Source organism: Paenibacillus thalictri, assembly GCF_004307995.1.
Classification (GTDB): Bacteria; Bacillota; Bacilli; order Paenibacillales; family NBRC-103111; genus Paenibacillus_AF; species Paenibacillus_AF thalictri.
In genome coordinates, this window is record NZ_SIRE01000037.1 from 21,900 (window position 1) to 34,747 (window position 12,848).

General features: G+C 52.0%; 11 protein-coding genes and 1 pseudogene. 6 read left to right on the plus strand and 6 right to left on the minus strand.

The window, feature by feature from the left end:
* Window positions 1-79: 79 nt before the first annotated feature.
* Window positions 80-979, plus strand: a complete 900-nt coding sequence (locus EYB31_RS35510; protein ID WP_131018323.1) for a LysR substrate-binding domain-containing protein — start codon at window positions 80-82, stop codon at window positions 977-979.
* Window positions 980-1,614: 635 nt separating this feature from the next.
* On the opposite strand, the pseudogene EYB31_RS35515 reads toward EYB31_RS35510, so the two are convergent.
* The 4 genes and pseudogenes from EYB31_RS35515 to EYB31_RS35530 form a co-directional block, all read right to left on the minus strand.
* Window positions 1,615-1,977, minus strand: a pseudogene (locus tag EYB31_RS35515) (Rpn family recombination-promoting nuclease/putative transposase); the annotation flags it as partial.
* 77 nt (window positions 1,978-2,054) lie between these two features.
* Complete coding sequence (locus EYB31_RS35520) at window positions 2,055-2,945, minus strand: diguanylate cyclase domain-containing protein (protein ID WP_165452786.1); 891 nt, start codon at window positions 2,943-2,945, stop codon at window positions 2,055-2,057.
* A 285-nt stretch (window positions 2,946-3,230) separates the two neighbouring features.
* Window positions 3,231-3,932 (minus strand): glycosyltransferase family 2 protein, encoded by a 702-nt coding sequence (locus tag EYB31_RS35525; RefSeq protein WP_240763177.1) that lies wholly within the window; start codon window positions 3,930-3,932, stop codon window positions 3,231-3,233.
* Window positions 3,933-4,131: 199 nt separating this feature from the next.
* Complete coding sequence (locus tag EYB31_RS35530; RefSeq protein WP_165452787.1) at window positions 4,132-4,935, minus strand: AraC family transcriptional regulator; 804 nt, start codon at window positions 4,933-4,935, stop codon at window positions 4,132-4,134.
* Window positions 4,936-5,171: 236 nt separating this feature from the next.
* On the opposite strand from EYB31_RS35530, the gene EYB31_RS35535 reads away from it, so the two are divergent.
* From EYB31_RS35535 to EYB31_RS35555, 5 genes are all read left to right on the plus strand, one after another.
* Window positions 5,172-6,707, plus strand: a complete 1,536-nt coding sequence (locus tag EYB31_RS35535) for an ABC transporter substrate-binding protein (RefSeq protein WP_131018328.1) — start codon at window positions 5,172-5,174, stop codon at window positions 6,705-6,707.
* Window positions 6,708-6,782: 75 nt separating this feature from the next.
* Window positions 6,783-7,751: a carbohydrate ABC transporter permease gene (locus EYB31_RS35540; RefSeq protein WP_206105524.1), complete on the plus strand. Its 969-nt coding sequence runs from the start codon at window positions 6,783-6,785 to the stop codon at window positions 7,749-7,751.
* Window positions 7,748-8,659 carry a carbohydrate ABC transporter permease gene (locus tag EYB31_RS35545; RefSeq protein WP_131018330.1) on the plus strand — a complete coding sequence of 304 codons (912 nt, stop codon included), beginning with the start codon at window positions 7,748-7,750 and terminating at the stop codon, window positions 8,657-8,659. Before EYB31_RS35540 ends, EYB31_RS35545 begins: the two co-directional genes overlap by 4 nt.
* A 166-nt stretch (window positions 8,660-8,825) precedes the next feature.
* The gene (locus EYB31_RS35550) at window positions 8,826-10,289 is read left to right on the plus strand and encodes a sulfatase family protein (protein WP_131018331.1); all 1,464 of its coding nucleotides are present in this window, start codon (window positions 8,826-8,828) and stop codon (window positions 10,287-10,289) included.
* Window positions 10,290-10,502: 213 nt separating this feature from the next.
* Window positions 10,503-10,769 carry a hypothetical protein gene (locus tag EYB31_RS35555; RefSeq protein ID WP_131018332.1) on the plus strand — a complete coding sequence of 89 codons (267 nt, stop codon included), beginning with the start codon at window positions 10,503-10,505 and terminating at the stop codon, window positions 10,767-10,769.
* A 381-nt stretch (window positions 10,770-11,150) separates the two neighbouring features.
* Here EYB31_RS35555 and EYB31_RS35560 read toward each other — a convergent pair whose 3' ends face one another.
* Complete coding sequence (locus EYB31_RS35560; protein WP_131018333.1) at window positions 11,151-11,942, minus strand: (2Fe-2S)-binding protein; 792 nt, start codon at window positions 11,940-11,942, stop codon at window positions 11,151-11,153.
* Window positions 11,926-12,771: an ABC transporter ATP-binding protein gene (locus EYB31_RS35565; protein ID WP_131018334.1), complete on the minus strand. Its 846-nt coding sequence runs from the start codon at window positions 12,769-12,771 to the stop codon at window positions 11,926-11,928. The genes EYB31_RS35560 and EYB31_RS35565 overlap by 17 nt, the downstream gene beginning before the upstream one ends.
* Window positions 12,772-12,848: the final 77 nt, after the last annotated feature.

Genomic DNA, 12,848 nt, shown 5'->3' on the forward strand with positions numbered 1-12,848 from the left:
TGCAAAAACGCAAATGTGGCCGCCGGATGTCGGATGAGGCGACCTGAATACGCCCCCCGTGAATGGAGGTTTACAAGTTATGAATTTCCATCTGCTTAAGTTGAAAATCGTCGAATTGCTCGAACGCCACAAAAAAATAACGTCCGTCGCCGACGCGCTTGATTTACGGCAGCCCACCGTCTCCTTCCATATGAAAAGCCTGGAGCAGGAGCTGGGCGTGCAGTTGTTCGAGTCGCGCGGCGGCAAGACGTTTCTGACCGAAGCGGGTCTTGCGCTTCACCATTATGCCGTTAAAATCAACGCCCTCGCTTATGAAGCGGAGCGGGTCGTCAAGGAATTTCAGGTGCCGGGGAGAGGATCGCTGAAGCTCGGGGCCAGCTACGTGCCGGGTACCTATTTGCTGCCCGGGCTGCTGTGCAGTTTCGCCAAGCTGTACCCGCACATTACCGTTTCGCTGACGGTGAAAACCGCCCCCGTCATCAAAGAAATGCTGGTCAATCATGAAATCGATTTGGCCGTATTTTCCGCCGAGCCTTTTCAACTGGCCCCGCTGGCCGCGGATACGTTGTGCGAAGACGAAATGGTCGTTGTGTTTGCAGCCGGACACAAGCTGGGCCAAGAAGACAAGCTGACTCCGGAGATGCTGGCGAAACTGCCGTTTGTGATGCACAGCCCGGACTCCAGCACCGGGGAATTAACCGCCAAATGGATGCATGCAAACCAGGTTTCGCTGCAAGCGGCGATGCAGCTCGATTCGCTGGAAACGATCAAACAGATGGTCATCCAAAGCGACGCCGTCTCATTCCTGTCCAAGCTGGCGGTGCACCGGGAACTGGAGCGCGGCGAGCTGATCTGCCGCCCGATCCCGGAAAGCGACTTCAAGCGGTATATTTTATATGCAATCAACGAAAACCGGCTGCCGTCCGTGCTGCTTGACGCTTTTTTACGTCATTTGCTGGAGGGCCGGAAAGAGGGGTAAGCGGGGATGAGCGGGCAATGTTGTCAGGTTAATGTTGTGTCAGGTTAGCGATAAATGGCTGGTTTTCAGAACGCGTGTAGGCCACAGCATTAGCGCAATCATATCGGGATGATGGAGGAGTAGAACTGGAACCATAAAATGCTTGAACGCAGCAAATAAAGCGGCATCTTAGACTTCGATACAACTTGGTGAAAGTTGATCTTTGGTTAGGCGTCTGTAACGGACATCCTCGTCGCCATGGTTGGCGTTGCCTTATACCTGCGAACATCATGCTCCACCGTAACGGACAGGAGCGTCGTTATGTGGCAAAAAAACCGGGGTTATCATTTTTTACGGACATATGCGCCTTTATTTGCCAAAAAAAGCCGGGGAAACCGTGAGGTTAGGCCGAATAAGAGCGACGGTGTCCGTTACGTTTAGCAAACCTCAGATTTGGGTTACATAGTTGCGCCCACGTCCGTTAGAGCTGGCCCCCCCCTCCATCGTTAAGGGATGCACACAATAAATCGACGGTCTCACTCAGTCCGCGTTATCCATTCGGATAGGTTCTATGTCCAGAACGGGCGATGATCGACCAGTCCGTTCGTTAGCTATTACCACGCACTGGCTTCTCTTTTTCTTGGCTAACTTTAGCTTTACTGTCTTAAAGCAATAATTTCAGCCACAGACAGCCCCGAGGCTTTGATTATAATAGAAATTTCCACTCCAAGCTTAAGAAGCTCCAGGGCCATCTGAACGGCTTTCTTCTTCTCGCCGCGAGCTTCACCCTCAGCCAAAGCTCCTTCAATCATGGAAGCTTCATCATGCAGGTACTTCTGCCTGTCTTCATATAATCGGCGGGCCTCGGCATCCTGACTAAGAAATTCCAACGTGTCCATTGCTTTTTTCAATACAGGCTCGTTCATCGTCAGCACCTCCCAATTGGATTTATCGACACCTTTTAAAAAGAGTAACCAGTTAACCAATCCATCGCGCTTGAGCGGAGCCGCATGATCGTTCGTGAACAATTGAGTGTTAAGTTTAAACCAGAACTCCCCTTCAGACGGCGTGAAGGGGATCTCCGGTTATATAACTTCTACGCACCGTACGATTCGATAGCAAACGAGTTAGGTCCTTTTTGCCTTGCATGGTCAATGACCTCAATGGAATTTTCAACTATGTTGCGGATATTTGTTTTATTTTTGAACGGCCCGACCAGCCCGCCGATGTAACATCCCATTTGCTTCGGACAACCGATAACGGCAAAATCAAAATGCTTCATATCGTTGATGATGCTTTCGGCGATTAAGTTGGTCTCATCCTTGCCCGCTTTGGCAAATACGATAAATTCATCGCCATGCGCCCGGCCAAGGGTTGCGTGAGTGAAGTATTTTTGGACGTTGGATTCAATCATTTGATAACAAGCGACAATGACGTTGTCCCCTACTTCGAAGCCGTAATCGTCATTCACTTGTTTGAAGTGGCTGATGTCAAACCGAAATACCGCGAAACTGTCATCGTTCGAACACAAAGCAACGATATTGGCTACGTTTTCAAGAAACATTTCCATGTTGGGAATGTTCTTTTTGATTTCATGCACATCCGCCGATCCTATATGCTGCAAATCGATTTTTTTATCCATTTCAAATCCCTCTTTCTCAATGATGGTGATGAGCCGGTCTATGGCCATTTTCTTCTGGATCTGTTCATTTAGCGCTGAGGTAATGGCGATGCGTTTGCGTATCAATTGGTGAACGACGATCGTACTCTCAATGGGACCGCTGATGAGTTCTTTAATTTCACTCAAGGAAAAATCGAGGCTCTTGAGAATAACAATCCAATTCAGAAGATGCGATTGCTCTGATGTATAGGAGCGATAGCCTGTCTCGGAATCAATGGCCGCTGGCTTCAGCAGCCCGATCTCGTCGTAGTGCCGAAGCATTTTTGCGGTGACCTGATTTAATTCTGCGAACTCCCCAATTTTCAAACGAAGACATCCTTTCATAAGTGATTCCGGCCGGAACTCCTTACGTTAACCATAAACCTTACCACAACAGGAAAGTCAATACTCCCGAATAGAAAAAACCGCATTTTCACAAAAAATCTTGCCGCTATAGCTGGCGCGGAGAACGCTGCCATACATAACGGCAAGTTGTTGAGATATATGGATCTACACCGAGGTTAATCCGAACGTGAATGACAAGCCACCCCTATCTCTCGCTGTGCAAAATGGGGAGAAAATCTGTGTCTGCGAGTAAAGACTCCGGTTCGCTTAATGCTTGCGCACGGCAAAACGGCGAAAATGTGTGGTTACGGCAACGGCTCGGCTGCCTCTCAGGAACCGGCGATCGCCCACCCGCCATGTGTGGGTGCTTTTATTTTTTCTGCGGATGTAGACGTAGTTGTAGGGAGAAGTAGCGTAAATGGGATACCCTTTCTTGGAACAATCCCTTAGAAATTTGACATCTTCGCCAAGCGAGCGATCCGAGAAACGTACGTTCTTGAGGATTTCCTTGCGGAACAGGATCGTTCCACCCTGAATGAAATTGACAAATTTGTTTTTTTCTTGAGGAGAGCGAATGATCAGCTTGTGGCTTGCAGCCAAATAGACGAGGCATGCGTGCTTGCCGAGTACCGGACTTCGTGTGCGCAGAAGCGCCTTGACTTGCTCCCTTAAATAATATGGGGAATAATAATCGTCGTGGTCAAATTTAGCGATAAGTGGATATTTAGCTCTGCAGATGCCGCAATTTAAGCATTGTCCGAGCGAAATCCGCTCCGGCACTTGATACACGGTCACATTAGGATAACCGGCGGTTTTTTTCCGCCATTCCTTCAGATTGATGCTATCCTTATTTATAATGATGATCAGTTCTTTTCGCTTGTAGCGCTGAGTCCGGTAATTATCCAAAATGTTGTCGAGAAAATGGGGCTGATGCGTGCATGTGATTATGGACACCCCCGGTTCGGACATGAGCTCCCCCTCCATCTGCATACTTCCGCTAATTTCTTTACTTTATAAAATTCAAATTGGCGGAAGTTTGCTTGGGCCAAATGGGGGGACGAAGGCTTGACGATACATGCTGATGTGAATCGGAAACGCAGGTGTTTGCTGTCAGGACCAAGGGAGTTAAACCGTATAAAACGGCAGCGGCCCGCCTTACCTTCCAGCATTAATTGATATTTAAGAAAGCAGCTTGCGGCGTCGTGCCGGATTGCCGGTATTCCGTAGGCGACACGCCCGTATGTTTCTTAAACATCCGAAAAAAATACGAATGATCGTAATACCCGAGATAATTCGAGATTTCCGTCACAGTCAGGTCGGAGTTCGACAGCATGCTGCAGGCTTCTTTCATCCGCAGCTGGTGAACGTATTGGATCGGCGAAAGCCCCGTTACTTCGCGGAACAATGAGATCGTATAGTTCGGGGAGCGGTGGATCAACGCGGCCACTTGCTCAATGTTGACCGGCTGCCGGTAATGCGAAACCAAATATTCCTGCAGTTCCCCTGCCAGTTTCTGCTTGCTCGGCGCAATTTCTACCGATTCGAATTCACGTGAAGCAATGCCGACGATTTCGTTAAAAATGCCGTTGACCACCCATGGCTGAAATTTGCCGTCGCCCACCGTTTCATAAAACAAACGTTCGAACCGGCGCTTCATATATTCGAATTTACGAATTTTGCATTTCACGTATGGCTCGGCGTTGAGCAGCGGCAGCTGCTGCGCGTCTTCCTCCTCATGCCTGAACAATACCGTTATTTTCTGATGGTCCTCTTCCACATTTTCGCCAGCCCGGATCACTCCGTTCGGAAAAAACAGCAGCTCGCCTTTTTCCAAAATAAACGACTTTCCCGCCAACGTGTATCGAACTTTCCCTTCCAGCACCAAAGCAAGCACGTTGGTGTCCGTAGCGCCGATGTCCTTACGCCAATTGGGAATGCGGTTGTCGAAATGAACGGAGCTTAAACATAACATGCGCCGGCGCCATCCCTTCTGAATTTTAGTTAGTTTCACTATAAGTGTGTACATCCAAAATAACAATACATTCCGCGGTTCAAGCGGATTTTTCATAAAAGTGAGCGTAGTTTTGTACACAATATCGTAACTCTGTACATAGATTGCGCCGCATCGTTTCAGCTACTATGAATATCAAGGTAAGCGTTGCCAAAGCTTATCTATAACTGGAACGATTCCACAAGGGAGGTATTGCGTTGGAAGCTTTTACCCGAATATGTTGGATTGCAGCGGCGGTTGGCATGATGGCAGTCCCTTTAACGGCATGTACGTCTTCAACTCCAACCAGCGGAGCAAACGAACCGCCAAAAGCCGGGAGCCCTACCGCTTCGGCACCGCCGAGCGGGCAGACCGCGCCAAGCGCAGGCACGCAGGAGGTCACCCTGCGAGTGATGGACTGGAGCGACAGCACCAAGGCGCTGCGCGAAGATTTTCACAAGAAGTTTATGGAGAAATACCCCAACATTAAAATTCAGTACACCCAGCTCACCATTGACCAGTTTAAAAACACGGTTCTCACCGCCGTCAAATCGGATGACGCGCCCGACCTGTTCCCGGTGCCTACCGGCATGAAGTTGTCCACGCTCGTAAAGGACGGCTGGTTCCAGCCGCTTGATCCGCTGATGGACGACGCGTTCAAAAGCATGTTTGTGGACGGCACGTTCCTGGAAGGAACAACGATGGTAGGCGGCAAAATCTATTCCATACCGGAAGCGCTGTCATTGCCGAGTACGCTCGTTTTTTACAATAAAAAGTTGTTTAAGGAGGCCGGCCTTGATCCTGCCCAGCCACCTAAAACGTACGCGGAGTTCCGCGATGCCGCCAAAAAAATCACTCAAGCCGGCAAAGGCAAATATTACGGCATCATCGAAGGCGGCAAGCAGACGAACCGCTGGCAGCAAACCGCATTGGACTGGTCTTCCATGGGTGGAAGCGGCTTGAACGGCAACTCTCCGGTCAGTCTGGTCACGAAAAAAACGACATACGATTCCAAGCCGGTGCTCGACGTATTTGAACTGTTTAAAAACATGACCAAAGACGGCAGCTTCCATCCGAAAACGATGAGCATCACCGCCCCCGAAGCAAGAGCGCTGTTTGCCCAAGGGCAAGCCGGTTTTATTGTCCAAGGCGCTTGGAATGTAGGCGTGTGGAACAAAGACAATCCCGATCTGGATTACGGAGTTATGGCGCCTCCCCTGCCGGACAGCGGACAGAAAGGTGCGCTGCCGATGACCAATTCGGGCGCATGGATCGGACTTGGAGCCAAGTCGAAGCACCCGAAGGAAGCGGCGTTGTATTTGAAGGAGTATTACGGCAGCGACTTGTTCCAGCCGAAAAAGGTCGAATCCGGCGATTCGTTTTCAGTCGTGAAAGGCATTAACGAGAAATATTCAAAGGCCGCGCAGCTTAAGCAATACTACGACATCTCGATGCAAATCAGCCGGATCGTGCCCGATCCGTCGATCGCCAATCCCGCCGCCGCCGATGTGTTCGCCGAATTCAAAGATGTGCATCCGAATCTGGGCGAGCTGCTTGCCGGAGTCGCTGCAGGAGCGGTGAACGATGAGGCCAACAAACTTGGCGAGCTCTCCAAACAGCTGGATAAAGCGTGGGCCGCCGCAATTGACGCCGCTCAGAAAAAAGGCGCCAAAGTCGACGCCAAAACGTTTGAATTCGCAAATTGGGATCCGATGAAAAATTACGGCTCCGATGAATATAAGGCTTTAAAATAACGGCGGCGCAGAAACTTAAGCAGCGCTTTCGACGCCAGTTTTTGCTGGCACAAAAACTTTTAGGAGGCTATGCCTGTGGCCGTAATCCGCTCGCTTGCCGACACTCATGCCGGGCCGGCAGCCAAACGCAAGCCGCAGCGCCGCCACGTGCAGTTGTGGTGCTGGCTGTTCATCGCTCCCAACCTGGTCATGTATATGCTGTTTATCGGCTGGCCGATTGCGATCAGCTGGTATTATTCGATGCTTGATTGGTCGGGCCTCAGTTCAAACATCAGCTTTGTCGGCCTAAACAATTTTAAAGAAATTATCGCCGATTCTTACTTTTGGAACGCCTACGGCAACAGCTTTGTGTTTATGCTTGGCGCGGTGCCGCTTCAGCTTGTCTTGGCGCTGCTGATCGCCGTGATCCTCAACAACCCGAAGCTGCGTTTTGCCGGCGGGTACCGGACGCTTATCTTTTTGCCGGTTGTCACAACCGCTTCGATTGTCGGCATTATTATGGTGTATATCTGGGGTTCGGACGGGGCGGTCAATTTCCTGCTTACCCAGCTTGGCTTGCTTGATGCTCCGGTCAATTGGCTGAGCGACGCCAAATGGGCCATGTTTACGGTCATTCTCATCTATGTGTGGAAAAACCTCGGGATCAACATGGTGTATTGGCTGGCCGGATTGCAAAGCGTGCCGCGCGAGCTGTACGAAGCGGCCCGCGTCGACGGTGCCGGTCATACGCGGACGTTTTTCCATATTACGCTGCCGCTGATCGCCCCGATCGGCGCGATCATCCTGCTGCTGAATATTGCGGGTTCGCTGAAAGTATTCGACCTGATCAAAACGATGACCGACGGCGGTCCGTTTTTCGCCACAGATGTCGTGTCGACGTACATCTACCGTTATGCGTTCTCCAGCGAGCTTGGCCTGCCGCGTCTCGGCTACGCCTCGGCTGCCGGCATGTTTTTTGCTTTTACGATTGTTGTCATCGCCATCCTGCAAACGGTTGTGAGCAGGCAATTCCGCAGCAAGCAAGGAAAGGAGCGAGCTTCATGACCGAACAAACGCAAGCCAAAGCCGCCAGCCTGTCGGCGGAAGCGCAGCGCTCCTCCAAAGGGCCTGCCGCCAGACGCAAAGGCAAAAAATCGCTGTCCGGCACACTGCTTCATATCGCTCTAATCGTGCTTTGCTTGATCTGGATTTATCCTTTCTTGTGGATGGTCGCTGCCTCCTTTAAAACCAAAGACGAATTTTTCACCAAAGGGCTCAGCTTGCTTCCCGCTTCGTTTGATTTGTCCAATTTTGCCCGCGCTTGGCGGGAGGGGCATTTCGAGCAATATTTCCTGAATTCGGTCGTTATTACCGTATGTGTCATTGCGATAGTGCTGTTTATGACGGCCACGTGTGGTTATGCGATCGGGCGGTACTCGTTTACAGGAAAAAAGTGGGTGGTCACCTTGTTTGCCGCCAGCATCTTTGTGCCGCTGGAGTTTGCGATCATCCCAATTTTTGAGCTGATTAAAGGGCTCGGCTTAACCAACTCGCTGTTGGGCGTCATTTTGGCCGAATCGGGGGGCAGCCATCTTGTATTTGTGCTGCTGTTCGCCGGTTTTTTCCGGCAAATTCCGAAGGAGCTGGAAGATTCGGCGATTACGGACGGCTGCGGTTACGTGCGTACCTTCGCGCAAATTATGCTGCCGCTTGCCAGCCCTATCGTCGGCAGCGCCGTCATTATGCAGTTCATCTGGACCTGGAACTCCTTCCTGCTGCCGCTAGTGCTGACGCTCAGCAATCCGGCACTGCGACCCCTGGCCGTCGGCCTGTACGCGTTGCGGGGGGAAAACATCGTCGATTGGACGGGAATCGCCGCCGGAGGCACGATCGCGATCGTACCGATCGTCGTGATCTTTTTGCTGCTGCAGCGTTATTTTGTCGACGGTATCGCCGGGGCGGTCAAAGGATAAACCCGCCAGCGAAGCGACGGGCTCCATCTACCATCAAACGCGCTCGTAGATTCACGCGAAACCAAAAGATTTACACAACCCTACAATTCGTATGTGCCGCGGCCCGGAAAAATTATAGCGACGGCCTGCCGCATTGCCATATCAGAACACATGAAGGAGAAAAACTATGAGAATTTTGCTGCTTGACCTCGATTCAACGCGGCCCGACCACCTGGGCTGTTACGGTTATCCTCGCAACACGTCGCCGAATATCGACCGGATCGCCGAGCAAGGCGTCCGCTTCACCAACTATTACACCTCCGATGCGCCGTGTTTTCCGTCGCGCACGGCGCTGATGACCGGCAAATTCGGCATTCACAACGGAGTGGTCGGACACGGCGGCACCGCCGGGGACGTAAGGCACGAAGGCGCGGAACGCGGCTTCCGCAGCCGGCTGACCAGCGAGTGCTTCCCCGCCTTGTTCCGCTCGGCCGGCATGAAGACGGCGCTGGTCAGCCCGTTCGGGGAACGCCATTCGGCATGGACGTTTTACGCCGGCTTCAACGAAATTCATAACACCGGCAAAGGCGGTATGGAATCAGCGGAAGAAGTGACGCCGGTCGTGCTTGACTGGATCGGTAAAAATGCCAGCGAGGACAATTGGTTCCTTTACGTCAACTATTGGGATCCGCATACACCGTATCGCGTGCCGGAAGATTACGGCAATCCGTTTGCCGATGAGCCACTTCCCTCTTGGATCACGGACGAAGTGCTGGAGCAGCATACGACAAATAAGGTCGGGCCGCACAGCGCCAGGGAAATCAACATGTACAACAATACGACGAACCCGCGGTATCCGCGCCATCCCGGGGAATTCACCGACCGTGAAGGGTTGCGGCGGATGGTCGACGGCTATGACTGCGGCGTCCGCTTCATGGACGAAAACATCGGCATGCTGTTCCGTGAACTGGAGCGGCAGGGCGTAATGGACGACCTGATCGTCATCATTACCGCAGACCACGGCGAAAATATGGGCGAGCTGGGCATTTATGGCGAGCACGGTACCGCCGATCAAGGAACGTGCCGCATTCCGATGATCATCCGCTGGCCCGGCATGAAGCAAGGACATGTGGACGAAGGCCTCCACTACCACCTTGATCTGCTGCCAACGATGGCCGAGCTGCTCGGCAAAACACCGATGCCGTCATGGGACGGCGCAAGCTATGCGCCGTCGATCACTTCAGGTGAATCGTGCGGCAGAGATTACCTCGTTGTCTCGCAGTGTGCGCACGTATGCCAGCGGAGCGTCCGTTTCGGCGATTACTTGTATATGCGCACCTACCACGACGGGTATCATTTGTTCGATAAGGAGATGTTGTTTAATCTGGCCGAAGATCCGCATGAGCAGTTTAATCTGGCGCAGTCCCGGCCGGAGCTTTGCCGCGAGGCGGTGTATCTGCTGAACGAATGGCATGATGCGATGATGGAGACGATGCCTTTTGATACCGACCCGCTGTGGACGGTGATGAAGGAAGGCGGCCCCTTCCATGCCAAGGGGCATTTGGCGCAATACGCCGAACGGCTGGAAGAAACCGGCCGCGGATATGCCGTGCCCGAGCTGCGCCGTCGTCATCCGCGGGAATTTACGTAAAACAACGTACAAACGCCTCTTGTCCCGACCCGGGAAAGAGGCGTTTTTCATTGTATGGCAGGCAGCGGTATCGCGGGCTTCAATCCGATGTTGTCTGGTTAGCGATACATGGCTGCTATTCAGATCGTGTATTGGCTGCATTAGCGATCAGATCGCATATTGGCTGAATTAACGTAATCATATCGGGATTATGGAGTAAACCGGAACCATAACATGCTTGAACGCAGCAAATGGAGCGATTTCGATTCAACTTGGTTAAATCGGGATTCGCGCGCGTTGGAAATTTGCCTGGCTGCAACGGACATCCTCATCGCTCTGGTTTACCTTATGCATGCGGGCATCCTCATCGCTCTTGTTGGCCTTATGCATGCGGACATCCTCGTCGCTCTTGTTGGCCTTATGCATGTGAGCGTCATGCTCCAACGAAGGACGGACATGAGCGCGCTTATTTGGCAAAAAAATCGGGGTTATCATTTTTAACGGACCGCAGCGACTTTATTTGCCCAAAAAAGTCGCGGAAACCGCGATATTAGGCCGAATAAGAGCGACGGTGTCCGTTACATGCAGCCAACCTCAGATTTGCTTTACATTGCTGCGTCCATGTCCGTTAGAGAGAGGACTTAACCAACGTGGGAGATCCACAACGGTTGGGTAATGCACAACGGCCAGGTGATATGCACAATGAATCGACAGTCTCACCCAGTCCGTTATCCATCCGGATGGGTTCTATGTCCAGAGCGGATCGCAACGCATAATAGAAGCTCGATCCTTCCTGTGACGATTCCCGTGACGATACTGGGGTCCATCCTATCGACTTCTTATACTGACAACATGGGGCTGCAATCTCATGCAGCCTGGCGTTTAACAGGAGGAGACGCTCTTGCGTTTGGCCTTTCGTCCTTCTTCATCCAGCCGCGGACATGTATAGCAATACCCGTGTTGGGTGTCTGTCTGGTAAGCCAGACAGCAGGCGATCTTCTGTCGGGCCATCTTCTCCGGTTGATGCATATCCGGGATCCAGCGAAACTCCGCGTTAAACGGATTTTTCCGCAAGCCAAGCTCCTCTACATTCAACCCGTTCAACAATACGGCAAAATCCTGCTCAATCAGGCTTATCCTGTCTTCTGAGTACGCCTGGCTTAAGATGTAGTCTTTCTCGTTGTGTAGTCTCATCGCCATCTGCGGCCACAGCTGAAGCTCTCTGGTAGCGGAGGCGCGGGCGATGCCGCGGAATATCGGAAACATCGTCCCCTCGTAAAAAGCGCGCAGCGCTTCCGCGCGGGAGCCCCCCGTTTCCGCAACGGAAACAAACGCCTGCTCCTTCTCGCGAAACAGAAACGATACTTTTCTTCGTCCTTCGGTTACGACGATGTGAAGATGCAGCCGCTCCGGAGAAACCTGCAGCGCCATATCGTAAAGCGATAAGCAAGTTTGCGCGGATGAACATACCATCGCAAGCCAGCTGGATAGATGAAATGCCGCAATATCCGGCTTGCCGGCGCGAATAATTTGCATAATAGCCTGAATGAGCGCTTCGCCTTTTTTATCATCCAAAAAATCGGACAAAGGTGCCGTTAAAGCAGGCGACGGATGGGCTTCCGTAATAAAGTTGTACTTATGCTCCAGAAATGGATAATCAATTTTGGTACTCATAGACGGGCCTCCTCTCATAACCTTCAGCCATTTTGTCCTCAAGCGCATTTCCCCCGGCCGTATGGCTTGCCGCTGTTTCCATAAATTCCGGAAATACCGGCGTATCGGCCAGCAGCGACCGCGTATACGGATGCTGAGGGTCGTGGATCAGCTTATGTACATCCGCTTCTTCGACAATAACTCCACGTTCGATGACCAGCACTCGCTGGCATAACGAGGCGACAACGGCAATATCATGCGAAATAAACAGATAACTCATATTCCGGACCCGGTGAAGCTCCTTCAGCAGCTCCAGCATTTGGGCCTGAATGGATACGTCCAGGGCGGAGAGGCATTCGTCGAGGACCAGCAGCTTGGGTTCCGGGGCGAGCGCCCGCGCGAGACAAACCCGCTGACATTGGCCGGTACTCAGCTCATGCGGATAACGGTGCAAATAATCGATGTCAAGGCCAACCGCTTTCAACAGGCTTTCCAGCTGAGCCTCATACGCCTTTGCGCTTAGAGAAGGATGGAACCGGATAAGCGATTCCATCAAGCTTCTTTTTACGGTCCAAGACGGATTCAGGCTATTCCGCGGGTCTTGGAACACCATCTGAATGTCCTGGTGCGACTTTCTTCTAACCGCCTTGTCCGATAGCAGCCCGCCGTTCCATTGCAGCTTGCCCTGATCGGCTTTATCCAGCCCGGTTATGCAGCGGGCCAAGGTGCTTTTGCCGGAGCCGGACATGCCGATCAAACCGACAATTTCCCCGGATTCGATCGAAAACGATACGGAATCGAGCACCCGCTTACCTTGATACTTTTTGTGCAACCCTTGAATGTTGAGCATTGCGCTCCCTCCTTATGCCGGACCGTCACCCACGTTCCGTTCAAGCCTTCCTGGCGCAAACGTGCAGGCCCGTGAAG